General features: G+C 71.0%; 27 protein-coding genes. 9 read left to right on the forward strand and 18 right to left on the reverse strand.

Going from position 1 to position 25,969, the window contains the following annotated elements:
* Nucleotides 1–49 precede the first annotated feature (49 nt).
* Together ACLII4_RS12785 and ACLII4_RS12790 are read left to right on the forward strand one after the other, a co-directional pair.
* The gene (locus ACLII4_RS12785; protein WP_412067790.1) at nt 50–1,363 is read left to right on the forward strand and encodes a cytochrome P450; all 1,314 of its coding nucleotides are present in this window, start codon (nt 50–52) and stop codon (nt 1,361–1,363) included.
* A gap of 128 nt (nt 1,364–1,491) precedes the next feature.
* Nucleotides 1,492–1,815 carry a hypothetical protein gene (locus tag ACLII4_RS12790; RefSeq protein ID WP_412067791.1) on the forward strand — a complete coding sequence of 108 codons (324 nt, stop codon included), beginning with the start codon at nt 1,492–1,494 and terminating at the stop codon, nt 1,813–1,815.
* Here ACLII4_RS12790 and ACLII4_RS12795 read toward each other — a convergent pair.
* Both ACLII4_RS12795 and ACLII4_RS12800 read right to left on the reverse strand, forming a co-directional pair.
* On the reverse strand, nt 1,812–2,063 hold the full coding sequence (locus ACLII4_RS12795; RefSeq protein WP_412067792.1) for a hypothetical protein: 252 nt from the start codon (nt 2,061–2,063) through the stop codon (nt 1,812–1,814). The two genes, ACLII4_RS12790 and ACLII4_RS12795, sit on opposite strands and share 4 nt — an antisense overlap.
* A complete protein-coding gene (locus ACLII4_RS12800; protein WP_412067793.1) occupies nt 2,060–2,407 on the reverse strand; it encodes a hypothetical protein in 348 nt (115 codons plus the stop codon). The genes ACLII4_RS12795 and ACLII4_RS12800 overlap by 4 nt, the downstream gene beginning before the upstream one ends.
* Before the next feature lie 80 nt (nt 2,408–2,487).
* Between ACLII4_RS12800 and rsgA the strand changes: the two genes are divergently transcribed.
* Nucleotides 2,488–3,597 (forward strand): ribosome small subunit-dependent GTPase A, encoded by a 1,110-nt coding sequence (gene rsgA, locus ACLII4_RS12805; protein ID WP_412067794.1) that lies wholly within the window; start codon nt 2,488–2,490, stop codon nt 3,595–3,597.
* Here the strand turns inward: rsgA and ACLII4_RS12810 are convergent.
* The 9 genes from ACLII4_RS12810 to ACLII4_RS12850 all read right to left on the reverse strand — a co-directional run bounded on the left by ACLII4_RS12810 (nt 3,594) and on the right by ACLII4_RS12850 (nt 14,149).
* Entirely contained in the window at nt 3,594–4,694 is a 1,101-nt protein-coding gene (locus ACLII4_RS12810) for an FAD-dependent monooxygenase (RefSeq protein WP_412067795.1), read from the reverse strand. The two genes, rsgA and ACLII4_RS12810, sit on opposite strands and share 4 nt — an antisense overlap.
* Nucleotides 4,695–4,696: 2 nt before the next feature.
* Nucleotides 4,697–7,348 (reverse strand): type I DNA topoisomerase, encoded by a 2,652-nt coding sequence (topA, locus tag ACLII4_RS12815; protein ID WP_412067796.1) that lies wholly within the window; start codon nt 7,346–7,348, stop codon nt 4,697–4,699.
* Nucleotides 7,349–7,491: 143 nt separating this feature from the next.
* A complete protein-coding gene (gene serC / locus ACLII4_RS12820) occupies nt 7,492–8,595 on the reverse strand; it encodes a 3-phosphoserine/phosphohydroxythreonine transaminase (protein WP_412067797.1) in 1,104 nt (367 codons plus the stop codon).
* A 64-nt stretch (nt 8,596–8,659) separates the two neighbouring features.
* Nucleotides 8,660–9,109 carry a nuclear transport factor 2 family protein gene (locus ACLII4_RS12825; RefSeq protein ID WP_412067798.1) on the reverse strand — a complete coding sequence of 150 codons (450 nt, stop codon included), beginning with the start codon at nt 9,107–9,109 and terminating at the stop codon, nt 8,660–8,662.
* An 85-nt stretch (nt 9,110–9,194) separates the two neighbouring features.
* Nucleotides 9,195–9,956 (reverse strand): DUF1990 family protein, encoded by a 762-nt coding sequence (locus ACLII4_RS12830; protein ID WP_412067799.1) that lies wholly within the window; start codon nt 9,954–9,956, stop codon nt 9,195–9,197.
* On the reverse strand, nt 9,953–10,651 hold the full coding sequence (locus tag ACLII4_RS12835) for a DUF1990 family protein (protein WP_412067800.1): 699 nt from the start codon (nt 10,649–10,651) through the stop codon (nt 9,953–9,955). Before ACLII4_RS12835 ends, ACLII4_RS12830 begins: the two co-directional genes overlap by 4 nt.
* Nucleotides 10,652–10,720: 69 nt before the next feature.
* Nucleotides 10,721–11,419, reverse strand: coding sequence for a Bax inhibitor-1 family protein (locus tag ACLII4_RS12840; RefSeq protein ID WP_412067801.1), 699 nt, complete (start codon nt 11,417–11,419; stop codon nt 10,721–10,723).
* A 94-nt stretch (nt 11,420–11,513) separates the two neighbouring features.
* Nucleotides 11,514–12,455 carry a M28 family peptidase gene (locus ACLII4_RS12845; RefSeq protein ID WP_412067802.1) on the reverse strand — a complete coding sequence of 314 codons (942 nt, stop codon included), beginning with the start codon at nt 12,453–12,455 and terminating at the stop codon, nt 11,514–11,516.
* On the reverse strand, nt 12,452–14,149 hold the full coding sequence (locus ACLII4_RS12850) for an aminotransferase class V-fold PLP-dependent enzyme (protein WP_412067803.1): 1,698 nt from the start codon (nt 14,147–14,149) through the stop codon (nt 12,452–12,454). Before ACLII4_RS12850 ends, ACLII4_RS12845 begins: the two co-directional genes overlap by 4 nt.
* A gap of 511 nt (nt 14,150–14,660) precedes the next feature.
* Between ACLII4_RS12850 and ACLII4_RS12855 the strand changes: the two genes are divergently transcribed.
* Nucleotides 14,661–15,083 carry a hypothetical protein gene (locus ACLII4_RS12855; RefSeq protein ID WP_412067804.1) on the forward strand — a complete coding sequence of 141 codons (423 nt, stop codon included), beginning with the start codon at nt 14,661–14,663 and terminating at the stop codon, nt 15,081–15,083.
* Between the two features lie 92 nt (nt 15,084–15,175).
* Here the strand turns inward: ACLII4_RS12855 and hchA are convergent, their stop codons facing one another.
* Nucleotides 15,176–16,030: a glyoxalase III HchA gene (gene hchA, locus ACLII4_RS12860; protein WP_412067805.1), complete on the reverse strand. Its 855-nt coding sequence runs from the start codon at nt 16,028–16,030 to the stop codon at nt 15,176–15,178.
* A gap of 88 nt (nt 16,031–16,118) precedes the next feature.
* Nucleotides 16,119–16,853 carry a hypothetical protein gene (locus ACLII4_RS12865; RefSeq protein ID WP_412067806.1) on the reverse strand — a complete coding sequence of 245 codons (735 nt, stop codon included), beginning with the start codon at nt 16,851–16,853 and terminating at the stop codon, nt 16,119–16,121.
* A 98-nt stretch (nt 16,854–16,951) separates the two neighbouring features.
* Here ACLII4_RS12865 and ACLII4_RS12870 point away from each other — a divergent pair, with 98 nt between their 5' ends.
* Complete coding sequence (locus ACLII4_RS12870) at nt 16,952–17,380, forward strand: winged helix-turn-helix transcriptional regulator (RefSeq protein WP_412067807.1); 429 nt, start codon at nt 16,952–16,954, stop codon at nt 17,378–17,380.
* A 36-nt stretch (nt 17,381–17,416) separates the two neighbouring features.
* Here ACLII4_RS12870 and ACLII4_RS12875 read toward each other — a convergent pair whose 3' ends face one another.
* Nucleotides 17,417–18,706: a dihydroorotase gene (locus ACLII4_RS12875; RefSeq protein ID WP_412067808.1), complete on the reverse strand. Its 1,290-nt coding sequence runs from the start codon at nt 18,704–18,706 to the stop codon at nt 17,417–17,419.
* Nucleotides 18,707–18,863: 157 nt separating this feature from the next.
* Here ACLII4_RS12875 and ACLII4_RS12880 point away from each other — a divergent pair, with 157 nt between their 5' ends.
* Nucleotides 18,864–19,394: a DUF3833 family protein gene (locus ACLII4_RS12880; protein ID WP_412067809.1), complete on the forward strand. Its 531-nt coding sequence runs from the start codon at nt 18,864–18,866 to the stop codon at nt 19,392–19,394.
* 75 nt (nt 19,395–19,469) lie between these two features.
* The gene (locus ACLII4_RS12885) at nt 19,470–20,030 is read left to right on the forward strand and encodes a type 1 glutamine amidotransferase domain-containing protein (protein ID WP_412067810.1); all 561 of its coding nucleotides are present in this window, start codon (nt 19,470–19,472) and stop codon (nt 20,028–20,030) included.
* 60 nt (nt 20,031–20,090) lie between these two features.
* Here the strand turns inward: ACLII4_RS12885 and ACLII4_RS12890 are convergent, their stop codons facing one another.
* Entirely contained in the window at nt 20,091–20,675 is a 585-nt protein-coding gene (locus ACLII4_RS12890; RefSeq protein WP_412067811.1) for a hypothetical protein, read from the reverse strand.
* A 55-nt stretch (nt 20,676–20,730) separates the two neighbouring features.
* Between ACLII4_RS12890 and ACLII4_RS12895 the strand changes: the two genes are divergently transcribed.
* Both ACLII4_RS12895 and ACLII4_RS12900 read left to right on the forward strand, forming a co-directional pair.
* A complete protein-coding gene (locus tag ACLII4_RS12895) occupies nt 20,731–21,204 on the forward strand; it encodes a TrmH family RNA methyltransferase (protein WP_412067812.1) in 474 nt (157 codons plus the stop codon).
* Nucleotides 21,205–21,249: 45 nt separating this feature from the next.
* Entirely contained in the window at nt 21,250–22,056 is an 807-nt protein-coding gene (locus ACLII4_RS12900) for a neutral zinc metallopeptidase (protein WP_412067813.1), read from the forward strand.
* Nucleotides 22,057–22,226: 170 nt separating this feature from the next.
* Here the strand turns inward: ACLII4_RS12900 and ACLII4_RS12905 are convergent, their stop codons facing one another.
* From ACLII4_RS12905 to ACLII4_RS12915, 3 genes are all read right to left on the reverse strand, one after another.
* On the reverse strand, nt 22,227–22,595 hold the full coding sequence (locus tag ACLII4_RS12905) for a hypothetical protein (protein WP_412067814.1): 369 nt from the start codon (nt 22,593–22,595) through the stop codon (nt 22,227–22,229).
* 190 nt (nt 22,596–22,785) lie between these two features.
* Entirely contained in the window at nt 22,786–24,390 is a 1,605-nt protein-coding gene (gene lnt, locus ACLII4_RS12910; protein ID WP_412067815.1) for an apolipoprotein N-acyltransferase, read from the reverse strand.
* Nucleotides 24,387–25,541 carry a T9SS type A sorting domain-containing protein gene (locus ACLII4_RS12915; protein WP_412067816.1) on the reverse strand — a complete coding sequence of 385 codons (1,155 nt, stop codon included), beginning with the start codon at nt 25,539–25,541 and terminating at the stop codon, nt 24,387–24,389. Before ACLII4_RS12915 ends, lnt begins: the two co-directional genes overlap by 4 nt.
* Nucleotides 25,542–25,969 lie beyond the last annotated feature (428 nt).

The following is a 25,969-nucleotide window of genomic DNA, read 5'->3' on the forward strand; positions in this document are numbered from 1 at the left end:
TACGCCGGTCACCACCGGACCCCGACTCAAACCGTGAGGTACAGACCGCATGACTGACCTCCGCCGCTTGCGCTCCCGCGTCCCCTTCGGCCTGCTCGCAACGTTTGCCCGCAACCTGCAGGCCGGCGTGGCGCGCCTCGATGCCGTCGGCGGCGACGTTGTGGCGGCCCGGGTCCCGGGGCTCCCTCCCGTCTATCTGGTCCGCCACCCCGACGTGCTCCGCGAGTTGTTGATCGACCGCGATGCCGACTTTACAAAGGCGCGCGGCCTGCGCCTCGCGCGGCAGATCCTGGGCGACGGCCTGCTCACCAGCGAACCGCCGGACCACACGAGGCGGCGCCGGCTCGTGCTCCCGGCCTTCCATCACGGCCGGCTCGTCGGCTACGGCGAGGCAATGGTCACGCTCGCTGACGCCGAGGCCTCACGCTGGACGGACGGGGCGCCGTTCGACGCTGCCGCTGCCATGAGCCGGCTGGCGCTCGCGATTGCGGGGCGCACGCTTTTCGGCGCCGACGTCCTGCCCCATGCCGACCGGGTGGCCACGGCCGTCCACGACGCGATGGCCGCCTTCGACGGCGCCCAGTTTCCGTTGGCCGACAAGCTGACCTGGTTGCCTCTCTCGGCGAACCGGACCTCCCGACGGGCGCGCGCCATTCTCGACGACGTGGTGTACCAAGTGATCGCCGACCACAGGGCCTCGGGTGACACCGACGACCTCCTGGGGATCTTGCTAGACGCTCGAGACGAGGAGACCGGGGAGGCCTTGACCGACCTCGAACTCCGCGACGAGGCGATGACCCTTTTTCTCGCAGGGCACGAGACGACCGCCGCGGCCCTGGCTTGGACGTGGCTCCTGCTCGCGCAGCACCCCAAAGCCGAGGCTCGCCTGCATGCCGAGGTGGACGGTCTTCCCGCGGACCTCTCGCTCGCCTCGCTGGCAGCCCTGCCCTACTCGCGGGCCGTCTTCGCCGAGTCGATGCGGCTGTTCCCGCCCGCGTGGGCCGTCGGGCGCGAGGCGGCGCGGGACACGTCTCTCGGCGGCCACCCGGTCCCTCGGCGATCGACAGTCCTGTTTGCCCCTCTCCACTTGCACCGCGACGCTCGGTACTGGGATGCACCAGACGTCTTCCGGCCCGAGCGGCACCTCGTCACCAGTAACCGCCCCAAGTTTGCCTACCTGCCCTTCAGCGCCGGTCGGAGAGGCTGCATCGGGGAGCGGTTTGCCTGGGCCGAAGGGACGCTGGTGCTCGCGGCCATCGCTCGCCGCTGGCGGCTCGCGCTCGACGGGGAGCCTCCCGAGCCGCATGGATCCGTGACGCTGCGTCCCGCGGGGGCGCTCTGGATGCGGCCTGTGGCCCGCTAAGGACAAACGAAACAATGGGCAAGGGCGATCCTGATTCGACACAGGACGCCCAACGATTCGGAACCAGCCCGCGTCACAGGGCTGTCACCCCCTGGTCGGATCCTTCAGGCACCCCCCGCCCCACGCCGATGTCTACTCGCCCGCCCCTCGCCGACACCCTGCCGTTCGCGGCGGACTTCGTGATCGAGATCTTGGCCGCTGCCTCGCGAGCGCCGTTCGGACAATTGTCGTGGGTCGAGATCAATCGTCTGGCGGCGCGCTGGCTCCGGCCGCCAGCCGGCGCCTCAGGCGCGGACTCGTCTCGGTTGGGGCACGAGGTCGTCATCGAGATGTCCGCTCACGGCTTGCTCGATGTCGAGATGACGAGCGCGGCGGATGGGCGTCTGATGGTGCAGCACGTGGCCCACCCCCGGATCTGGGGCGTTCGCGCGGCACGGACGTTGGCAGCCTAGGGGCGACCGCCGAGCGGCTCGGCCCGGTCGTCACGCGGCTCCTCCCACTCCTCCAGCACCCGTGCGTCGCTCATGTTGGGGTCGAGCTCGCGGTCGAAGGCGCGCTTCGCCTCCACAGCGGTCTCGGCGGCCTTCTCCAGCCCACGGTCGATGACGCCCGCCAGCAGGCGGACGCCGCCGCCAGCCAGAAGGCCTACGCGCGCGGCCAATCCCGCCTTGGCAAATCGCTCGGGCCACGACTCACTCATGCGTCATCCTTGGGTGGGGTGCGACGGGGACCTGCGGTTTTGCCCGCGCTCTTCTTCGGCCCGGACTTCTTCGCGGCCGGCTTCTTTTTCGGAGCGGCGGCTGGAGCCGTCGCGACGGGCGGCGGTGGGGGCGGCGCGCCGACATCGGCGGGCTCGGGCTCGCGGAACCAGGCGTCGATGTCGAGGTCGTCGATTGTCTCGGCGGCGCGGCGGCCGGTCTCGGCGAGTGCCTGGCTGATGGTCTCGAACGTGGCCTCCAACACGAACGCCGCCTTCCGGGAGGTGCCGAGGTCGGAGAACGCGTTGCGGACGGCGTCGAGGGGATCGGGCGTAGTGCGGGCCATCGGGTCGGGGGGTTGGTGCAGCGGGCGGAGCCTGAGGCGGCTGCCTGCGTTGGACGGGACCTCCCCCCGAGTGTTTCACTGTGCCCGAGACCGACGACCGCCCCACCGACCCCGCCGAGCCCCCCCCACGTGAGCCCGTGCGCGGACTCGTGCTCCGGTCCACGGGGAGCTGGTACGACGTCCGCACCGACGACGGCGACGACATCCGCGCCCGCATCCGGGGCCGCTTCCGGCTCGACGCGCTGGAGATCGACGAGACGAACCCTCTCGCGGTCGGCGACCGCGTCCGGCTCACGATCGGCGACGATGGGAGCGGCTTTATCACCGACATCGAGCCACGCGAGACGCAGCTGAGTCGCCGCGCGGCCGGCAAGCGCGGGGCGGTCCGCGAGCACGTCATCGTGGCCAACATCGACCGGGCGTGGGTGGTGCAGTCGGTCTTCGAACCCAAGGTCAACCCCGGCTTCATCGACCGCTTCCTGGTCGCCGCAGAAACGCGGCACATCCCGGCTGGCATCGTGATGAACAAGACGGACCTGATGGAGGACTCGCCTCGGGCGCAGGAGGCCGTTGCATTCTGGCAGGAGCTCTACGAGGGGCTCGGCTACCCGGTGATCCTGACCAGCGTGGTCTCGGGCCGGGGCGTCGACACGTTCCGGGCGGCGCTGGCGGACCGCGTGAGCGTCGTCTCCGGGCCGTCGGGCGTGGGCAAGTCGAGCCTGCTGAATGCCATCGAGCCCGGCCTCCGGCTGGCGACCTCGGAGATCAGCGAGAAGACGCAGAAGGGCCGCCACACGACGACGTTCGCGACACTGCTTCAGGCCGGGGGCGGCTGGGTGGCCGACACGCCCGGCATCCGCGAGTTCGGCCTGTGGGACATGGCGCCCGAGGAGCTCGGCGGCTACTTCGTCGAGTTCCTCGACTACATCCCCGACTGCCGGTTTCCGGATTGCACGCACGCCCACGAGCCCGGCTGCGCCGTCCAGGCCGCCGTCGACGCCGAGGAGATCACCCCGGAGCGCTACGGGAGCTACCTCGCGATGCTGGAGACCGTCATCGAGTCGCACCGGCTGACGAAGGAGGCGCGGTGGCGCACGCTCGGCCGCCCCGACGACCCCGACGACCCGTTCGTCGACGCCGAGGAGCGCAAGTACAACAACCCGGACGGGCGGGCGGCCGACGAGGGTTAAAACGGCGTGGTGAAGGCGGCCTCGAACACGCGGTCCGGCACCGCTCGCGCCGCCACGTTCCGCATCCGCCCGGCCCGGCCACCCAGCTGCCCGAGGCGGGCCGCGAGCCGCGAGCGCCACGCGATCTCGACCGCCCGCCGCCGCCGCTCGCGCACGAACGCCGTCAGCGAGTCGTCGATCGTCTGACTGGATGCGAGCTGACGGCCGAGCGCGTGCCCGTCTTCGAGCCCCTGCGCCCCACCCTGCCCGAGCGCGGGCGTCATGCCGTGCGCAGCGTCGCCGACGAGCACGACGCGGCCCCGGCGCCAGCGGCCGCGCGGCCGGTCGAACACGTCGTGCCGCGTGACCTCGGCCGGATCGGTGGCGCGGATCGTCGCCGCCACGCGCGGGTGCCAGTCGGCATAGCGGTCTGCGAGGGCACCGAGGTCGAGGGGCGAGCGGTCGCCCGGCGGACGGCTGGCCAGGGCATACCAGTACGCCAGCCCCTCCCCCAGCCAGAACAGCCCGAACCGCTGGCGGTCGCCCCACGCCTCGACGGCGTCGGCGCCGAGGTCGCCTGGGTGCGGCGCGACGCCGCGCCACGCCGTGTAGCCCCGCGCCTGCGGCTCGACGCGCTCGACGAGCGTGTCGCGGACGCGCGACCGCAAGCCGTCGGCGCCGACGAGCACGTCGGCCCCGGCGGCCGTCCCGTCCTCGAAGTGGAGTGCGAGCGTGTGGGGGCCGGCGGAGGCGGATACGAATCGTTTGCAATAACGGATCGCGTCAACGGGGAGCGCCGCCGCCAGCGCGGCCACCAGGTCCCGGCGGCGGACGCACAGCGACGGGGCGTCGGCCCGCGCCGACGTGAACTGGACGAGCGGGCGACCTGCCGCGTCCGTGATGTGCACCGTCTCGGCCCGGCCGGACCGGGCGGCGACCGTGTCGAGCACGCCGAGCCCATGCAGCGCGCGCGTCGCGTTCGGCCACAGCGCGATGCCGGCGCCCAGCTCGCGCAGCGCCGGGGCGCGCTCGTAGACGACGGCCTCGACGCCCCGCTGGCCGAGCGCGACGGCCGCCGCCAGCCCGGCGATGCCGCCGCCCACGACCGCGATGCGCACGGCTAATCGGTCTTCTTAGCGGCCGGCGTCTTCTTGGCCGGAGCCTTTTTCTTCGCGGCAGGCTTCTTCTTGGCAGGCGCCTTCTTCTTGGCTGGGGCCTTCTTCTTTTTGGCCCCGCCCTTAGCCGCCTTGGCGTCCACCAGCTCCACGGCCTGCTCGAGCGTGATCTCGTCCTTGTCCTGGTCCTTCGGGATCGTCGCGTTCGTCTTCTCGTGCTTGACGTAGGGCCCGTAGCGGCCCTCGAACACATCGATCGGCTTGCCCGAGACAGGGTGGTTGCCGAGGACCCGGAGCGGCGCGGCCTTCTGGCGCTTCTGCGCGATCAACTCCAGCGCCCGCTCGAGCCCGACCGTCAGTACCTCGTCGCCGTCGGCCGCTTTGAGGCTGGCGAAAGTCCGCTCGTGCTGGACGTACGGGCCGTAGCGGCCGATGTTGGCCTTGATCTCGTTCCCCGTCTCCGGATGCAGGCCGACCGTGCGCGGCAGGCCGAGCAGGCCGATGGCGAGCTCGAGGTCCACGTCCTCCGGCTTCGTGCCCTTGGGCAGCGAGGTCCGCTTGGGCTTGGGAGCCTTCTTGTCCTCCAGCTGGTCGTTGTCGCCGAGCTGCACGTAGGGGCCATACGGGCCCGACTTGAGCAGGATCGGCTGGCTGGCCTCGGGGTGGATGCCGACCACGCGCTCGTCGTTGTTGCCGTCCACGAGCGCGGCGATGTCCGCCTCGGTCAGGTCCGCGGGAGCGGCCTCCGGGGGGAGCGACGACGTGCTGCCGTCGGGCGCGGCGGCGTACGGGCCGTAGCGGCCGACGCGGACCTCGTAGTCGCCCCACTTGACGTGGCGCATGGTCGAGATCTCGCGCGGGTCGATCGTCTCGACGCCCTGCTCGATCTTCTTTTCCAGGCCCTCGGGGCCGTTGAAGAAGCGCTCGAGGTAGGGGCCGCGCTGCTCCGTCCCGCCCGCGATCTGGTCCAGCTCCTCCTCCATCCGGGCGGTGAACTTGGTGTCCACCAACCGCTCGAAGTTTTTCGCCAGCAGGTTCGTCACCGCCATGCCCGTGAAGGTGGGCACGAGCTGGTTCTTGTCGCGGATCACGTAGCCCCGCCGGACGACGGTGTCGATGATCGAGGCGTAGGTCGACGGGCGGCCGACGCCGGCCTTCTCGAGCGCCTGGACGAGCGAGGCGTCGGTGTACCGCGCCGGGGGCTTGGTCTCGTGGCCGACGGCGTCGACCGCCTTGCAGCCCGGCGTGTCGCCCTCGGCGAGCGCGGGCAGCGGGCTGTCGCGGTCGTCGAGCGCGGCGGACGGGTCGTCCTTGCCCTCGACGTAGGCCCGGAAAAAGCCCGGGAACTCGATGACCTGGCCGTTCGCGCGAAACGTGCTCTCGTCGGCGGTCCCCTCGGCGGCCAGGATCGTGGCGCGCGTGCGGAGCAAGCGGGCGTCGGCCATCTGGCTGGCGACGGTCCGCTTCCAGATGAGATCGTAGAGCTTGGCCTCGTCGCCACTCAGCCCCAGCTCCGACTTGGTCTTCATCTGGGTGCCTGCCGGGCGGATCGCCTCGTGCGCCTCCTGCGCGTTGCGGACCTTCCCCGAGAACTGGCGCGGCGACGGCGACAGGTACTCTTTCCCGTAGCGCGCCTCGACGGCCCCACGCGCGGCCGCGAGCGCCTCCGCCGACAGCGTCGTCGAGTCGGTACGCATGTAGGTGATGTGGCCCTGCTCGTAGAGCTTCTGGGCCGTCTGCATCGTGCGCCGGGCGCTCATCCCGATCTTGCGGTTGGCCTCCTGCTGCAGCGTCGACGTGATGAACGGGGCCGAGGGCTTGCGCGTGGCCTTTTTCTGCTCGACTTCCGAGATCCGCCACGGGGCGTCCTTGAGCCGGCCCGCCAGCGGGGTCGCGTCGCCCTCGCCGAGCACGAAGGCGTCGCTCTTGTCCTTGAGCTTGCCCGTCTTCTCGTCGAAGTCCTTGCCCGTCGCGAGCCGCTGGTCGCCGAGGTGCGTCATCTTGGCCTCGAACGGGACGCCCGCCTGGGTCAGCGTCGCGTTCAGGTCGAAGTAGCCGGCCGAGATAAAGTCGAGCCGCTCCCACTCGCGCTCGACGAGCACGCGGACGGCGACGGACTGCACGCGGCCCGCCGAGAGCTTGGGCGCAATCTTTTTCCACAGGACCGGCGAGACCGAGTAGCCCACGAGCCGGTCGAGGACGCGCCGCGCCTCCTGGGCGTCGACGAGCCGGGTGTCGAGCTCGCGCGTCTCGTCGAGCGCCTTCAGGATGGCCTCCTTGGTGATCTCGTGGAACACCATCCGCTTGACGGGGACCTTGGGCTGGAGCACCTCGAGAAGGTGCCAGCCGATGGACTCGCCCTCGCGGTCCTCATCCGTCGCGAGGTAGAGCTCGTCGGCGTCCTTGAGGGCGTCCTTGAGCATCTTGACCGTCTTCCGCTTGTCGGCCGGCACCACGTAGAGCGGCGTGAACCCGTCCTCGACGTTGACGCCGAGCCGCGCCCACTTCTCCTTCTTGACCTTGGCGGGGATCTCTGACGCCGACGACGGGAGGTCGCGGACGTGGCCCATCGAGGCCTCGACCTGGTAGCCGGCGGGGAGGAACTTCCGGATCGTCCGGGCCTTGGTGGGAGACTCGACGACGACGAGGCGCTTCATAAGTGGGGGTCCGTGTGATTTCAGGCCGCGCAAGCTAGCGGCATCCGGTGACGGCCCCGCGGCACACGGCGGGGCGCGGGCTACACGCCCCCCCGCCCGGTGCCGTTCCGACTGCACAGGGTCTCCTCTCCCACCCCGGCCCGCTACCCGTGGTCGGCCTCGAACTGGCGCATAAAGTCGACGAGGGCCTCTACGGACTGCGGGGAGACGGCGTTGTAGATCGACGCGCGGACGCCGCCGACCGTGCGGTAGCCCTTGAGGTTGAGCAACCCCTGCAAGGCAGCCTCCTCCAAGAACCGGGCCTCCAACTCCTCGCTCGGCAGCCGGAACGTCACGTTCATCGACGAGCGGCTGTCAGGGCGGACCGTGCCCCGGTAGAAGTCGCTCGCGTCGATCGCGCCATAGAGCCGGTCGGTCTTGGATCGGTTGCGCTCCACCATGCCCGCGAGCCCGCCGTTCCGCTCGATCCACGCCAGCACCTTGTCGACGAGGTAGATCGCGAAGACGGGCGGCGTGTTGAAGAGCTTCTTGGCGTGCGTCCCGTAGTCGAGCATCGTCGGCAGGCGCTCCGCGCGCGTTGACAGAAAGTCTTGGCGGACGAGCACGGCGGTGACGCCCGCCGGGCCGATGTTTTTCTGGGCACCCGCGTAGATCAGCCCGTGCTTTTTGACCTCGATGGGGCGGCTCAGGAAGTCCGACGAGGCGTCGCAGACGAGCGGCATGTCGACGATCGGGGTCTCGGCAAACTGGGTCCCGTAGATCGTGTTGTTGCTCGTGTAGTGGAGGTAGTGCGCGTCGGCCGGCACCGTCCACTCCGAAGGGCGCGGGACGTACGAGTACTCGGCGTCCGCGCTCGACCCGGCGGTGACGACCGTCCCGCCGTGGTGGCCGGCGACGATCTCGGCCTCGGTGATCGCCTTGGCGCTCCACGCGCCGGTGTCGAGGTAGGCCGCCGTCCGGCCCTCGCGCAGAAAGTTGAGCGGGACCTGGTGGAACTGCATCGACGCGCCGCCCTGCAGGAGCAGCACGTGCCAGTCGGCGCCCAGGCCCAACAGCGACCGCAGGCGCTCGCCGACGCGCTCGTGGACGGCGGAGTACGCCTTCGAGCGGTGGCTGACCTCCAGGATCGAGGCGCCCGCACCGGGGTAGGCGGGCAGTTCCTCGCGGGCCTCGTCGAGCACCTCTTGTGGGAGGGCGCCGGGCCCGGCGGAAAAGTTGTGCTGGCGGCGGTCGAGGTCGGCGGACATCGGGGCGGGGCGGGTGAGCGGCTGTGGACGTTCGACCGTCGCGTGAGTTCTCACCCGCTCGCGCCTACTCGGCGTCGCAGTCGCGCGTCCGGGTGTCCATGATCTGGACGATCTGCCAGCCGTCGTCGCCGAGCGCCAGCACGAAGGCGTTCGTGCCGCAGTGGCTGAACTCGCCGCCAGCGTAAAAGCGGTACGGCGTCCACGCGACGGCGAGGCCGTCGTCGATGAGCACGGGGTAGTCGGCGGTCAGCTGCTCGTCGAGGTCGACGGGCGCGCCCGCGACGGAGGCGAGAAAGGCGCCGATGGGCGTCTGCATCACCGCCCGCTGACCGTTCTGATTCGCCGCCGTCATGAGCCGCGCCTCTGGGTGCATCGTCGCTCGGATGGCGGTCGAGTCCTTGGCGCGCATCCCGTCGAAGAGCGCGGTGATGGTGGCGCGGACGGCGGCGTCGGCGTCCTGGGCCTGCGCGGGGACGGCAAGCAGAAGGAGGGCGAGGAGCGGGAGGGCACGCATGGGCGTCGGGGCGGTGTGCGAAAAGAGTAGCACCGGGACGAAGCGCCAGCCACCTGGTTGCACGCCTCTCCCCTGCCGGACTCTCTCAGCCCTTGTCCAGCGTGTCGCCCGCGTGCTCGGCGGCCTCGGCGTCCGGCCGCCGGGGCTCGACCGTCTCGCGCTCGGGCGCGGGGACGCCGACCGCTCGCGCCGCCAGCTCTTCGCCGACGAACCGCTGCATCCGCTCGATCGCGGTGTGGGCAAACTTGAGCTGCAAGCGGCGCCCGAAGAGCTTGAAGCCGATCCGGTAGAACGGATTCCGGATCCGGTCGGGCTTCGAGAACGCGTCGATGTGGAAGTCGACGGCGCCCGTCCGCGCGTGCTTGCGGACCTCGAACGTGATCCGCCCGCGCTCGAAGTGGCCCTCGAGCGTCGCGTAGCTGTAGCCGTAGACGTGGACCGGCCCGTCGTCGGTCTGGCGGACCTCGTCGGTCTCGTCGCTGAGGCGGACGCCGAACCAGAACGTGAACCCCAGAAACCGCGCCCGGAGCAGCATCGGGCGGCCCGAGATCGGCGCGTCGGGCGAGAAGATGCCGGTGATCAGCTTGGGGTCCGGGAAGGCGTAGCCGCGGACCAGCTCGCGGGCGACGGCCCAGGAGGCGCCGGGCGCCTCGGGCGCGAGTGGCGGGCCGGGCGGCTCGGCGGGCAGCTCGCCGACGTGGTGGTCGAGCCGCCAGCCGTCGGCCTCGGTGTAGTCGTGGTCTTCGCGGAGCTCGAAGTTGGTCGCCGCCGTCTCGACGGCCTTCAGCCGGTCTTGATACCGCCGCCAGTCCGGCCGGTCGACGCCTGCGCGGTCGAGGACGCTCACTCCGCCTCGCGCTCGGTCAGCACGCGGATCTCGTCGATGACGTGCCCGCCGCACGCCTCGGCGACGCGCTCGCAGAAGAACGTCCACATGGCCCGCTGGGCCTTCTTCGCCAGCCCCAGCTCGTCGTAGACGAAGTCGACCACGTCGTCGCGGCTGCGCGCCCACGACTCGATGGAGAACGCGAGGGCGCCGGGGCGCGACGGGTGCTCGTGGGCCTCGAACCGGATCTGGCCGGCCTCCATGTGCCCGTCGAGTGTCGCGAGCGTGAACCGCGTCGGCTCGGCCTCGACGACGCGGACGGGCCCGTCCCACGGGGACCGGATCGTGATGTCGTACTCGTCGCCGACGGCCAGCCGCTCCGGGGCGCCCTTCACCTTCTCGAAGACCGCGAGCTCGTCCGGCACGAAGGCCTGGATGTCGCGGCCGATCTCGGCGACCAGCGCCTCCGGCGTCCGGGTCGACTCGGCGACGTCGACGGCGTAGCGGCGGTGGAAGCGGGCGCCGACGCCGGCCTCCTCCGGCTGGATCGGGCGGTCGCCGTCCGGGGTGTCGGCTACGGGGGGGTCGGGGACGTGCGCGACCTCGCGCTCGTCGTCCCGAACCCGGAAGCCCCAGCGGCGCCACGCGGCGAGGCCGGCGGCACCACCAGCGGCGATCCCGGCGGCGGCGGCGAGTGCGGAAAAGAGTCGTCCCATGCCCGATCTACGCCGGGCATGGGACGGGGGTCCGAGGGATCTCCCTGACGGAGCAGCCGGCCGATCGGGCTAGTCGCGGCTCATGAAGAGGCGGAGGACGTACCAGAACATCAGGGCGACCGACGCGAACAGCTGGAGGGCGGCCGAGACGTAGCGGTCCTCGGGGTAGTTGTTCAAGATCTTCGACGTGTCGTACAGGATGGCTGCGCCCGCGAGCCCGACCATGCCGACCGAGAACCAGGTGCCGAGCTCGAAGCCGAACAGGACGCCGGCGACGATGGCGACGAGCGCCAAGCCCATCCCCCACTTGAGCATCCCGCCCAGGAACGAGAAGTCCTTGCCGGTAAAGAAGACGATGGCGGTGAGCGCGGAGAAGCCCAGTACGGTGACCCAGGCGGCGCTGCCGATGACGCTGCTGCCCGTCTGCTGGGCGTAGATCTCCGCCATGACCAGGAGCGGCACGAAGATGATGGCCTCCGCCAGCACGAACGCCGCGAGCGCCCCGTACTGGGCGGCCTTCGACTCGGCCTGCGCGGCGGCACGGCTGGCGAACCAGCTCACGATCATGAACCCGCCGAGCACGGCGAGCCAGCTGACGCTCAGCATCGCCTCCGCCATCGGGAGGGCCAGGCCGGAGGCGAAGAAGAAGACCTCGATGCCGGCGAAGAGCAGGATCGCGCCGAGCAGGTGCGTGTAGGTGCGCGTCAGGAAGGCGGCGCGGGCGTCGTCGCCGAGCGCCGCGACGGGCGTTCCGTAGAGGGTGTCCATAGGGGTAGGGTCGTGTCCAGGGGGCGGGTACAACGCCAGCAGGCGTGCGGGAGTGCCGGGCGTTCGGTGAGGAATTGGAGGCTGCAGGCGAGGGCTAGTCCTCGCGCCAGAGGAGGTCGACGACCACGCGGCCGACTTGGCCCAGGCTCTCGGCGCTCACGTTCTCGGGCGTGTCGGCGGTCGTGTGCCAGGTGTCGGGGAACGGGGCGTGGATCAAGTCGACGACGGGGATGCCGGCGCGCAAGAACGGGACGTGGTCGTCCTGGACGGCGGGGCCGAGCTCGTCGACGAAGGCCGTGGCGCCGGTGCGTTCGGCGGCGGCGAACACGCGGTCGAGGACCTCGGGGGCATTCTGCTGGGAGAAGCCCTCGCGCGGGATCCGCAGGTTGCGGTCGCCGACCATGTCGAGCAGGACCCCCCAGACGGGCCGGTAGCCGGGGTTGTTGAGGACGAACATCTCGGAGCCCATCGCGAACGGGACGCGGAGCTCCTCGGCGACGGGGCCGTTGGTGCCGAGGTCCTCGAGGTCGAACAAGATGATGTCGACGCCGACGGCGCGCTCGAACGGGTGGGCGTCGAGGAGCCGGGCGATCTCCAGGAGGACGGCGACGCCGGATGCGCCGTCGTTCGCGCCGAGCACGGGGTCGAGGCGCCGCGCGGGGTCGGGGTCGTTGTCGGCCTGGGGGCGGGTGTCCCAGTGCGCCGCCAGCAGAATGCGGCGGCGGAGCTCGGGCTGCCACGAGGCGACGATGTTCGTGCCGGCAAACTGGCGCGCGGTGTCGCCGGGGACGGGAATCCGGATCTGCTGCTCGACGACCTGGTCGGCGTGTGCCTGGAGCCGGCGGATCAGGAACCGGCGGGTCGAGTCGTGGGCGGCGGTGCCGGGGATGCGGGGGCCGAAGTCGGTCTGGGCCTCGACGAGCGCGTAGGCGCGGCTGGCGTCAAAGGCGGGGAGCGGCTCGGAGCGTGTCATCCACCACCAGGCGAGGCCACCGACGACGACGAGAACGAGGGCGGCGAGAAGGAGGCGAGTCACGCGGGCACGGCGAAAAACTGGAGGTCGGCGATGGAGGCGTCGAGGGCGACGGTCTCGGGTTCGGGAAGCGTGTGGGCGATCCGGGCGGCCTGGGCGAGGGCGTCGTCCATCAGGCGTTGGCGCTCGGCCCCGTCGGCGCGGCGCAAGCCCAAGGGGGCGGCGCCCGCGAGCACGTCGTCGAGGTCCAGGCGGAGGCCGGACGGGCGGGCGTCACGCCTCGTCCAGTCGCCGGAGGCGGGGTCGAACCGGTAGAGCGACAAGAAGCGGCGGCCATGCGCGGCGACGAACTCGACGGCGCTGGCGATGTAGTCGACCTCGGCCTCGGTGTGCGTGAAGTGCAGGCCGACGCGGGCCCAGCCGGGCTTCATGCCGTTGATCCCGTCGACCAGGCACTGGCGAAAGCGGGCGCTGGTGGCGTCGTCGATGTCGAGGAGCCGGTGGCCGTAGGGGCCGGCGCACGAGCACCCGGCACGGCTCTGGATCCCGAACAGGTCGCACAGGAGGACGGTCACGAATCGGGGGTGGAGCGTCTGCCCGGCCCCGTCCAGGACGTTGAACGACAGGATGGATAGGCGGTCGACCTCGGGGCCGGGGCCGAGCACCTGGATCCGGTCGTCGGCGTCCCACCGGGCGAGGACGCGGTCGAGGTGGGCGTGCTCGCGGTCGCGAATGGTGTCGGTGCCGACGGCGCGCTTGAGGTTGAGGGCGATGGCGGCGCGCAAGGCCTGGTAGAGGCCCGGCGTGCCGGCCGTCTCGCGCGCCTCGACGTCGTCGGTGTAGTCGTGGTAGACCGCGCTGACGTAGGTGACCGTCCCGCCGCCGCCGACGGTCGGGGCGAGCCCGGTCGGATAGAGGGAGTCGTCGAACACCAGGACGCCGGCGGAGCCGGGGCCGCCCAGGCACTTGTGGGGCGACAGGAAGACGGCGTCGAGGCGCGCCTCGGGGTCGTCGGGCGTCATGTCGATCTCGACGTAGGGGCCGGAGGCGGCGTAGTCGAAGACCGCGAGGGCGCCGGCGGCGTGGAGCACGCGGGCGATCTCGTGGACGGGCGCGAGCACGCCGGTCACATTCGAGCCGGCGCAGAAGGAGCCGATGAGGCGGCGACCGGCCCACTGCGGGTCGGCGAGCTGGGTGGCGAGGTCGCCGAGGCTGATCTGGCCCGTCGCGTCGAGCCCGACCTCGACGACGGTGCACAGGCCCTCGCGCCACATGACTTCGTTGGAGTGGTGCTCGTAGGGGCCGACGAAGACGACGGGACCGCGCTCGCGGAGGTCGTAGAGCAGGCGCCCGGCGGCGTCGTCGCCGAGGGCGGCGGTGAGGCGGGCCGAGACGTCGCGCAGGGTGGCGGGCGGGATCGCGACGCCTAGGATCTCCTGCAGCTTGTGGATGGCGCCCGTCGAGCCGTTCCCGCAGAAGACGACCTTGCCGCCGGGTCCGGCGCCGACGGCGCGCTTGACAGTCGCCTCGGCGTCGTGGAGCAGGCCCGTGGCCGTCCGGCCGGTCAGGCTGTCCTCGGTGTGGGAGTTGGCGTAGAGCGGGGCGAGCGAGGCGAGGTAGGCCTCGACAAAGGCGAGCTGGCGGCCGGAGGCCGTGAAGTCGGCGTAGACGAGGGGGCGGTCGCCGAAGGGGCCGGCGACGACGGCGTCGGCGCCGAGGGTCTGGGCGCGGAGGTGCTCGGGGGTGACTCGCGACATGGGCGGCGGGGGCATGTCGGAAGGTACGGGGCTGGCGAGGGGTCTCGGCGGGGGTGCGGGCGCCAGCAGGCGCTTGGGCTTGTTCGGCGCAGGGCAAACGTCAGCGGTGCCTAGGGCGTCCCCTCTCCCCTCGGGAGAGGGACAGGGTGAGGGTGTCTTTCGGCTTGCGCGAGCGGGGGTACCAGCACGGCGCCGTGATGTATCACGGCGCTACGGGGTGTCTGGCGCACGAGGGGCGGGCAGGTGCGAGCCGGTCGCCGCTAGCCGGTCGCCCTCCCCCGGCCCCTCCCGGCCGGGAGGGGGGGATGCCATGGGGGTCACACCTGTTCTGGTCGCCTCGCAAGCGTCGGGTCGCCCCGCTCCCGGCCTCCCCCCGCTGGGGGGGGACTTCAGGTCATAGCCGCGCAAGCCGAGGGCGCCGAGGAGCTGAGAGCAGTCGGCTTGCCCGCTTGCGGAGCGCGGTAGAACGGCCCCTGATTAAGCTTGAACCACTGCCCATCCCTCCAACGTCTTGCGGACGATCGGCCAATTCTTCAGCGACCTGTTCCGCCGAGAGCCCACCAAGTGGTCCACCCCGGAGGTAATCGAGGCACTCGACCAGACGCCCATCGGTCGGGATCTGGCCGAGCGGGTGGCGGACCGGCTAGCGTCGGGGGCGAGAATGCTGAATCAGCACCGCGACTACTGCGGGCACGGGCTAGTGCTCCGGGCCGGGCGCATCGAGCTCGTCGAGAACCACGACGGGAGGCTGGGCGAGGTGCTGTCGTGGCCCGACCGGGCGTCGTTCGTGGACTGGCTCTCGGTCCAGTGTGACTACAGTCTGAGCGGGGCGGACGACGGGGTGCCGGCCCTCCACACCACGGACTCTTGGCGGCTCAACAACCAGCGGATCACGCGGGGGTGGCTGGCGGCGTTCGCGAGCGGGCAGGGATAAAGCGCTCGGCGGACGACGGGGACGGTCGCAGGCCGAACCGCGCCGAAGCCGATCCCGCCAGCCATGAGGGCTGACCGGGCACGTCCGGGGCTCTACGCCAACTGCTCCAGCAGCGTCGTCGCCGCCAGCTTCCCCAACTCGTTGGACGCCAGCGGGCTCGCGCCGGTGATCAGGCGTCGGTCGAGGACGCAGGTCTTGTCGCTCTTCGTGTTGACGATCCTGGCGCCGAGCGCCGTGAGCCGCTCGCCCAACCGCCACGGCATCTGCCCGGGCAGGTAGCCGACCCTGGGCGTCATCTTGTCGACGGAGTCTGGGAAGACGGCCATGTTGTAGCCGCTGTACAGGAACGCGTGGCCCTCGAGCGCGGTGGCCAGAAACGAGCCCGGCCCGTGGCACAGGCTGATGGTGAACAGGTCGTGCTCGTGGGCCAGGCGCAGGAGGGTGCCGACGTTCGGGTCCTGGGGGATGCCGAGCATGGCCCCGTGGCCGCCGGGGACGAAGACCGCCGCGTACGACCCGACCTCGTCCTGGAAGCCGTCGACGACCTCCTGAAGGGGCCTGGGGTTGTCGAAGCGGGCCTTGAGTTCGTCGTAGAGCCCGACGACCGCTTGGTCCTCGCGGGGCATCGCCCACATCTCGAAGACGACCGGCTTCCCGCTCGGGGTCGCGATCTCAAACTCGAAGCCCGCGTTCTTCAGGTGCAGCATGGGCACGAGCGCTTCGACGGGGTGGTTGCCCGTCGAGAACGCCTCCCCGTTCTGCATCTCCATGTTCTTCTGCTCCGTGAAGACCACCACGACCTTCCGTCGCGTGCCTCCATACGGGGCATACGGGATGGGCTCGTAATCGGTGGTGTCCGAGGTCGCCAGCTTGAGGGCCACCTTCGACGGGCGGAAGGAGCCGTCGGGCTCTTGCTGGGGCGCGATGCCGAGGAGTGATTTAATCATGTCTGATCTGGTTGACTGGTGAACGTCTTCAGTTTTCTGCTCTGTCTCTGTCTGCACCTTGGGGCGCGCCCGTTCTAGGCCAGGTCGCCTACGCGGCCCCGCCGAGCGATCGGGTTGCGGGCGCGTTCCGTCGACGGACGGCCGCCCAGAGCACGAGACCCATGCTGAGGTACGTCAGCGCGAGCGTGGGGACGGTCGTGCCAAAGGGGAGGTCGAACGCGGGGAGCCCGAGCATCTCGCGCATCGACGTCGTCGCGGTGGACACCAAGAACACGATGCCGAACGCGAGCACCCCGATGATGGCCCGCCGACTCACCGCCGAGCGCACCACGCCCCGACGCCGCTCCTCGCGGAAGAACGCCAGGGCGAGGGCGACCGTGATGACGGCCTCGATGGCGATGGCGACATACGGCGCGGAATCGTAGAGCCCGAGCCCAATCTCGGCGGTGTCCGCCCCGAACAAGTGGTGGGGGTGGCCGCTCAGGTAGTCCATCAGCGCGTGGACGCCGACGAGCGCGGCGGTCGCCAGCCCGACCCGGCGGCTCTGGAAGAGCACGGCGCCGAGGACGCCCAAGAGCAGCGTCCACCCCAGGATCGGCACTAGGTGGTGGCTAAAGGCCATCTCGACGCTCAGGGACTGGAGCGTCGTGTCGAACAGGTCGAGGGGCTCGGTCGGCTCCAGTCCCAGAAAGTGGAACACGAACCAGAGAAGGTCCGGGATCTGGGAGACGACGATGAACCAGCCTGAGAGGCTTGCGGGGAACCGGCGCCCCTCTGCGTGCTGATCGGCGAGGAGGGCGGTTGCGAAGTGTCCAGCGATCATGCGGTAGGCCTGGGTGGAGGGCGATAGGTTGCGAACCGCAACCGATCTAACCCGAAGAGTACCTTGACCCCTTGCAATGAGCAAGCGATGCTGTAGACATGGTCCCCACCCCCTGCTCCGACTGCCCCATCGCCTCGTCGCTCTGTCTGCTGGGCGACCGGTGGACGCTCGTGGTCGTCCGGGACGTGCTACTGCTCCAGATCCACTCGTTTTCCGAGATCGGCGCCGGAGAGGGCATCGCGACGAACGTGCTCGCCGATCGGCTGGAGCGCCTGGTCGCAGCCGAGATCATCGAGCGGCGCAAGGACCCGGCCGACGGCCGGCGCCGGATCTACGTGCCGACCGAGCGAGCGATCGCTCTAATCCCGATTCTGCTGGACCTGGTGGTCTGGGGCGACACCTACACCTCAGGAAGCGGGCAGGCTGAGTTGGCGCAGGCCATCCGGAGCGACCGCGAGGCCCTGATCGCCCAGCTCGACGTCCGGGCTCGCCAAGCCATCGCTGAGCACGCCGGCGGGACGGACTGACGCGCCAGCAGGCGAGCCACCCCGCTTCGACCTCCTCTACGCCTCGGCCTCGACGAATAGGCCGTTGTTGACGACGGCCCACGCGCGGCCGACCATCGCGTCGCCGACGAAGGGCGTGTTCTTGGACTTCGACTTGAGGTGCCGGGTCTCCAGCGTCCACTCGGTGTCGGCGTCGAAGACGGTCAGGTTGGCGGGGGCGCCGGGCTCGAACGTGGGGACTGCCAGCCCCAGGATCTCGCGGGGCGCGACCGTCAGCTTGCGGACGGCGTCGGCCAGCGTCAGGACGCCGGGGCGGACGAGGTCGCGGACGGTGAGGGGCCAGCAGGTCTCCAGCCCCAGGATGCCGAACGGCGCCTCGGTGAACTCGACCTCCTTCTCGAAGCCCGCGTGCGGGGCGTGGTCCGTCGCGATGGCGTCGATGGTGCCGTCGGCGAGCCCGTCTTTGATGGCCTGGACGTCGGCGGCGGTGCGCAGCGGCGGGTGCATCTTGGTGTGCGTGTCGTAGCCGGAGGCCTCGACGGCGGCGTCGGTGAGCGCCCAGTGGTGGGGGCAGGCCTCGGTCGTGATCGGGATGCCCCGCGCCTTGGCGTCGCGCACGATGTCGACGGCGCGGGCGGTCGAGATGTGGCAGACGTGGACGCGGCCGCCGGTGAACTCCGCCAGCAGGGCGTCGCGCGCGATCATGGCCTCCTCGGCGAGCCCGGGGATGCCGGGGAGCCCGAGGCGCGTGGCGACGGCGCCCTCGTTCATGTGGCCGTGCGGGTTGAGCGTCAGGTCCTCCTCGTGGCCCAGGATCGGCTTGTCGAGCGTCCGCGCGTACTCGAGGGCGTGGCGCATGAGCCCGCCGTGCTGGACGGGCGAGCCGTCGTCGGAGAAGGCGACGGCGCCGCCGGCCGCCATGTCGGCCATCTCGGCGAGCTCCTTGCCCTCGCGCCTTTTGGAGACGGTCCCGATAGGGTGCACGTCGACGACGAGCCCCTCGGCCCGCTTGCGGACGAACTCGACGACATCGCGCGTAGCGATGGGCGGGTCGGTGTTGGGCATGCAGGCGACGCCGGTGAACCCGCCGAAGGCGGCGGCGCGGGCGCCGGTCTCGATGGTCTCCTTGTGCTCCTGGCCCGGCTCGCGGAAGTGGACGTGCATGTCGAACCAGCCCTGCGAGACGGTCTTGCCCGTCGCGTCGTAGACGCGGACGCCGTCGGGGGCGTCGATGGCGTCGGCCACCTCGGCGATCTGGCCGTCGCGGATGAGCATGTCGGCGCGGCGCGACTCGCCGGTTCGAGCGTCGAGGACGGTGCCGCCGGCGAGGAGGAGGTCGAGGGCCATGGGTTTCGAGTGGGGGGCGGTCGCAAGCTACCGAGGCGGGGAGCCCCTGACGGACGGCGCGTGGGCGAACGCGGGCGCCAGCGGTGGCGTCACAGGCTCCCCGCTTCCCCCTCGCCTTGCCCCGCCCCTTGTCCGACCACGTCGCCGCCCCGAGTCGATGAGCGCCCTCCGCATCGCCGCGTCGCTCGCGCTCGTCGTCGTCGCCAGCGGATGCCTCGCGGGGCCGGCGCAGGTGCCCGAGCCGGCGGGCCCACCGCTCCGCCCGGACGTTTTTTTCCTGGGCGAGACGCGCGGGTTCGGGACGGTCCAGATCCGGGGCCAGCGGCCCCGCGTGCTGCAGGTCGCCAGCACGGGCGTGGCGCTTTCGGACACCACGTTCCGGCTCGACCAGTCCATCCGCCTCGGGGACGCGCCGGCCACCCAGCGCGCGTGGACGATGGCGGCGACCGCGCCGGGCGTGTGGACAGGAACGCTGACCGACGCCGACGGCGAGACCACGGCCACCCTCGAGGGATCGGCCCTCCGCATCCGGTACGACATCGGGCCGGTCACGACGATGGACCAGCGGCTGACGCTGGAGCCCGACGGGCGCGCGGCGCTCAACCTCGCGACGGTCCGGGTCCTCGGGCTCCCCGTCGCCCGGATCGTGGAGCGGATCCGCCGGATCGACACGTCGGGCGGCGCCTGAGACTGCCCCGGCGCCGAATCCGGAGCGCGCGAGCCGGGGTTCTCGGCCTCCACTCTCCGCCCCCCCCCCCCACTCATGCCCGCCCTCGACAACACCTCCATCGCCATCCTGGCCACGAACGGCTTCGAACAGTCCGAGCTCGTTCAGCCCAAGCAGTCGCTCGAAGACGCCGGCGCCACGGTCCACGTGATCTCGCCCGAGTCGGGCAGCATCAAGGGCTGGGACCAGAAGGACTGGGGCGACTCGGTCGACGTCGACGTGGTGCTCGCCGACGCCGACGCCGCGAGCTACGCGGCGCTCGTGCTCCCGGGCGGCCAGATGAACCCCGACATCCTGCGCGCGAACGGCGACGCGGTCGCCTTCGTGAAGGCGTTCGCCGAGGCCGGCAAGCCGATCGCGGCGATCTGCCACGCGCCCTGGCTCGTCATCGAGGCCGGGCTGGCGGAGGGCCGCACGGCGACCTCGTGGCCCTCGCTGCGGACCGACCTCGAAAACGCGGGCGCGACCGTCGTCGACCGCTCGGTCGCCGTCGACACCGACGGCCCGTTCACGCTGATCACGAGCCGCAAGCCCGAGGACATCCCGGACTTCGTCGGCGCACTCGTCGACGCGCTCAGCGAGCCTGTCGCCGCGTAACGCGGTCGGCCGTCCACGTCCGCCCCGCTGGCGCTGTCGCCAGCGGGGCACGTCTCTGCGTTAGCCGCCGACGGGGAACTCGATGGAGATGGTGCCGGGGTAGCGGATGGGCCCGAACTGCGTCTGGAGCGAGGGGCGCGCGTCGAGACGGATGGTCTGGCGCTGGCTGCTCACGCCCGAGAGGTTGCCGACGAGGCGGGCCAGGTCCGAGACGTTGCGTCCGAAGAACGTCGCGAGGTCGAGCTGCATCTGGATGGGCAGGTCCACGGAGGCGCCGGGCGCGATCGAACGGTCGTCGTTGTAGATCCCCGAGATGGTCTCCGTGCCGTCCAGGAAGAGCGTCCAGTCGAGCGAGACGAGCTGGGCAGCGACGGGGTTGTCGGCCGGGTTCTCGGCGCCGACGTGCAGCGTAAACGACAGCGGGACGCTGCCCGAGGCAGCGGCGGCACCGAGCCGGGCGAGGTCGATCGGGCCGAGGCTCCCGTCGCGGGCGCGGTCGAGGTCGACGCCGGCGACCAGGCCGTTGGAGAGCCGGTCGAGGTCGAACTCAACCTGCTGAAGGGCCGCGAGCTGCTGGAGCGTCGTGCAACCGGGGACGAGGAGCAAAACGGCCGCGACGAGCACGGCGAGAGAGTGGCGGGGCATGTGGTGGGATCGGAGAGAGGGGCGCGGTGTACGCACGTCCCCCCGCCCGGTGCCCATGTTCGATCTCGTCGTCGTCGCCCACGACCTCCGCTCCGCCCACAACGTCGGCTCCGTCTTCCGCACGGCCGACTCCGCCGGGTGGGCCCGCGTTGTGCTGACGGGCTTTACCCCGACGCCCGACCACCGGGGCGTGGCCAAGACCGCGCTGGGCGCCGAGACGTCCGTCCCGTGGACGCAAGCCGACAACGTGCACGATGCAATAGCGGCTTTACGAGCCGAGGGGTACACCATCGCGGCACTAGAGCGGACCGACGCCGCCGTCGTGCCACGCGACGTGCCGGCGCGTGCGTTCCCGCTGGCGTTGGTGCTCGGCAACGAAGTCCACGGTGTCCCCAGCGACGTGCTGGCGGCGGCGGACTTGGTCGTCGGGCTGCCGCAGTACGGGGTCAAGGCGTCGCTCAACGTCTCGGTCGCGTTTGGGGTCGCCGCGTACGGGTTGGCGGAGCGGCATCAGGCCGTGCGGATCTAGCCCGCGCGCCTCCGCGTTGGTCCCGTCCTTTCCCCCACGCCCGTCATGCTGATCCGTCCCGGCCGTTCCTCTGGCAACCTGATCGACCGCCGCGGAGGCGGGGGCGGCGGACGTGGGGGCCGCGTCGGCCTCGGCTTGGGCGGGCTCGTGCTCGTCCTCGTGCTCGGCACCTGCTTCGGCATCGACATCACGCCGCTCCTGGGCGGCGGCGGCGTCTCGCAAGCCCCGGCGAACGAGCAGGCCTCGGCCCCGACCGACGACGCCAGCCGGCTCGTCGACGCGGTGCTCGTCGAGACGGAGGACGTGTGGGGCGAGCTCTACCGCCAGTCCGGCGACCGGTACGAAGAGCCCAACCTCGTCCTCTTCACCGGCCAAACGCCCACGGGTTGCGGATACGGCCAGGCCGCGATGGGCCCGTTCTACTGCCCCTCCGACCAGTCGGTCTACATTGACCTGTCGTTCTTCAACCAGCTCCAGCGGATGGGCGCCGAGGGCGAGTTTGCCATCGCGTATGTGATTGCGCACGAGGTGGCCCACCACGTCCAGAACCTCGAGGGCCTGCTCGGCCGCTCGCGCTCGAACGCGATGTCGGTCCAGACCGAGCTCCAGGCCGACTGCCTGGCGGGCATCTGGACGCACCACGCCGAAGGCGAGGACGGCCTGGTCGTGCTCAACGACCAAGACATCCAGTCCGGCATCTCCGCCGCCGCCGCCGTCGGTGACGACGCCATCCAGCGCGGCGCCGGGCAGGCCGTCCGGCCCGAGTCGTTCACGCACGGCTCGTCCCGTCAGCGCGTCGACGCATTCCTGACGGGCTACCGGTCAGGAGACTACGGCGTCTGCTTCGACTGAGCCGTGCTTGCTCTGTTGAGAAGCTCGTAAGGGGTCGACTCTTGCTATCCCGGGGTTGTCGAGGGATCTCTGGCAAGCGACGCCGTGCGCGGCAACGGTCCCTCGACAAGCTGGGGACGACGTTGTAAGAAGCTTCTCGACCGAGCGAGCCGTGCACGGCGGACAAGCCGTTACGACTGGCGGCGCAGGGTGAGCACGCTGCCGTCCTGCCCCCTCAGCACGAGGCGGTCGCCCTCCCGCTCGGCCTCCAAGTCGATGACGAGGTCGTCGAGCGAGATCGCCAGCTGGCCGTCGTCGAGCGTGACCGTGGACGGGACGTCCAGGATCTCGTACCCGTCGTGCCGCGCCGCCAGCAGGGTCACGACGGCGTCGCCCGAGGCCTCAATGTGCAAGCGGAGCGGGGCGAACGTGTAGGGGTTGTCGGGGAACAGCGCCGACAGGCCGCCGTCGGGGGCCGGCTCGGCCGCGGTGTCGACCACGCGCTCGACCTCCCAGGCGCCGACGAGATCGGCGGACTGGGCGAGGGCGGCGGGAGCCATGAGGCCCAAAAGCAAACCAAGTGCGAGGACGCGGGGCATAGCGAGTTGGGTGGGTGAGAGGGAGAGACGAACAACACGTCGACTTCGTATCCCACGGAGCGGCCGTATCGGGACTGGCCAGCGCAGTCCCGTGGGAACCGAGCGGAGCTCCCCGCCCCAGTGGATCACTTCGAGGAATCCTTCTCCAGACCTAGAGACGGCGCAGGCGCGCGCCAGCGAGCACGCCCCCGAGGGCGAGCACACACAGGAGCGGGAAGAGCCAGGGGGCTTTGGCGTAGAGCGTCTGCCCTCGGTAGAGGGCGACAGACTCTGTGATCGCGCCCTCGGAGCCCCGCCCTTGCTCCACAACCGTTCCGAACCCGTCAATGACCGCCGTCGGCCCCCCGTTGGAGACGCGGACGACGCTCCGGCGGGACTCGATGGCGCGGACCCGGGTTATGTTGAGGAAGTGCGGCCAGAACGCCCGCTCGCCGAACCAGCTCTCGAACGAGAGGTGCACGAAGAGGTCGGTGCCGTCGCGGGCCCACCCGGCCCACAACCCTGGGAACTGCTGCTCGTGACAGATCGGTGTGGCGACCCGAACCACCTCGCCGTCTGGCCGCACGATGGAGAAGGTCGTCGCGCGCTGGCCCGCCGCGATGAGCCGCTCGCGGTCGCGGTAGCTCGCCAGCGCCGGCACGGCTCCCAGCACCCGCTCGTGCGGGAGGCCCTCCTTGAAAGGCATAAGCCGACGCTTGTCGTAGATCGGGGACGCGCCGTCGGCATCCGGGGCGAGGAGCACGGCGCGGTTGAACCGGACGGAATCGCCGTCGGACTGGGCGGCAAGGCCGCTGTGCCCGGACAGGAGCGGCGTCTGCCAGTCGGCGACGGCCTGCTGCAGGAAGGGCTGGCTCTCGTCGGTCCACGCGAAGGGAATCGCGCTCTCCGGCCACACGTAGAGCTCCGGCGCCTCGGTGGCGTAGTAGGCGACGGAGTCGGTAAGGTGGGTGGCCCGCGAGATCCGGAGCCCGCCGTCCGCGTTCGGGATGGGCTCGAAGTCGGTGTACACCGCCGACACCCGGAGCACGTCGCTCGGCGCGACCGCGGCGGCCCGGAGCCCGGCGTAGGCCAGCGGCACCGCCAGGAGCACGGCCGCCAGCTTCAGCCCCCGAATCCGGAACGGCCGGCTCCACCCGAGCTTTCGGTACGCCAGCGTCAGCACGACGTTGAACCCGACCACCCAGGCGGTGAGGGCCCACACCCCGAACAGGTCGGCGTACTGGACCAGCCAGACGGTCCCCGCTTGCGAGTAGCCCAGCACGAGGGAGCTGATCGAGAGCTCCCAGTGGTTGTAGGCCCACTCCCAGAGAGGCCACAGGGGCACGAGCGCCGCGAGCGCCCGATCGTACGAGAGCGCCTTCCGGAGCGGGAACAGGAGCAGCAGCGGGACCGCCGTGAGGAGGATCTCGTGGGCCCCGCCCGCCCACGCCAGCACCCGGAACTCGGCGGGCACGGAGGCGAACCACCACCAGCACGAGACCAGGCCCGCCAGCCCCATGAACGCCACCACCCGGAGCGCGAACGGCGCGAACCGGTCGTGCCGCTCGAGCTCCACGAGCAGCGGCACGAACGCCCCCCACGCGAGGAACGACAGGGCCACGCCGTCGAGGACGGGCCACGAGAGCGCGTAGAGCGCAGCCCCGACGAGCCACGGCGCGGGCCGCCACACACGCCGCGACGCAGTGGGCTCGGGGGCGCCGGGCGCCAGCGGCGCGTGCCGCTGGCGCTGCGGTGCGGCCGTCAAGACCTGGCTCATCGGCGGACGGTCAGCGTCCGGCTCGCGCCGGCCTCCGAGCGGACCACGTACGTCCCCGACGCCAACCCCCGGAGGTCCACCTCGCGGGCGCGGGTGGCCTCACGGACCGCCCGGCCCATCATGTCGAAGAGGGTCGCCGTGAGCGGCTCGCTGAACCGCACCACGTCCGTCGTGGGGTTGGGGAAGAGCGTCCACTCCGCGCCGCCCGACGGGCCGGGCTCGCCGGCCGTCGCCGGGTTCATGACCTGCCAGTATTCGACGGCCTCGACCAGCACCTCACCCTCGATCGGGTACTCCCCGCCGTCCGGCGTCTCGGGGGGGGCGGCGACAAAGAAGTTCAGCCACGTCCCGTCGACCCCGAAGAACGAGTAGATGGTCTCCGATTCGAAGAGCTCCTCAGGGTCGTCGGGGTCGTAGATCAGGAAGTCGCTGTAGAAAGCGCCCGTCTCGACCGTCGACCCGTCGGCCTGCGTCAGGGTGCCGTAGCCATGGAAGCCCACCTGGACCGCCGCCGGGAACGCCAGCTCCGGGTCGATCTCCTCGTCGTCCTCGTAGTAGTAGTACCCCGATTCCTCGAACGCGAGGGTCGTGTTCAGCGGGAAGAGCGACAACGCCTGAGTGTACGAGTCGACGACCGGGCCGGAGCCGTCGGCCGGAACGTCGAGGTAGGCGTCAAACACCAGCTGGTGGTCTTCAAAAGTGAAGAACTGGTAGCGCGTCCCGTCGAACTCGGGGTCCGTCGTCGTCACCAACGCGTGGGTAGCGGCGGGGTACTGTGCGGCGTAGGGGGTCGTGGCGGGGTCGACGATCGTCCACACGATCGTGTCAAAGTCGATCTCGGGGGCGACCCAGGCGCCCGGCCCCGACCCGGCGTCGGCGGTGTAGCCAACGTCCATGGCGTACACACCGTCGTACGGGGACAGCCCGATGTGGAGCTCGAGGCCGAACGCGTACAGGTTGAGGAAATCCTCCCGTGTCAGCTCGAACGCGTCGGGCGACACCGCTGCGGCCGCTCGCGGTGCGGGGGCCTGGAACGTCCGGGACAGGCGCGTGTCGTCGCACTGAGTGGGTGTAGAGAGCGCCGAGGGCGCGAGCAGGAGGACGACGATGACGAGGGCTGAGAGGGGCCCGAGGCGGAGCAAGGTGCGCATGGCAGATCGAGACATGGGGCTCAGGGGAGGTGGAGAAGCCAGGGCGCGACTGGCGAGGCCGCGGGTACCATCATAAAGCGACAGACCCGACTGTTCGGTGCCACATCCCGACCGGACCGCGCCTCGCGAACGCGGGCCGCCCCCTGGCCCACGTAAGTTTAATTTTATTAAACAAGTACCGAAAAGATAAAAATTCTGCTAGATGAATTCCACTGGCCCGGACCCGTGCGGCCCGGGGGACTCGCTTTCCCCGTCCGGCCGCGGAGGGCTGCCCCAGAGTCCTGCCCTGGCATCGCCCCCTACGAGCCTCCAGCGCGGGGCCTCCTGGCACATCCCGGAGAGGGCAACGGGGGCCGCCGATGGTCTGCTGCCCCGCGCCCACGACGGCCCGAACGCGCCGGGCGCCAGCAACACGGGCCGCTGGCGCC

Source organism: Rubrivirga aquatilis (assembly GCF_046845665.1).
GTDB lineage: Bacteria > Bacteroidota > Rhodothermia > Rhodothermales > Rubricoccaceae > Rubrivirga.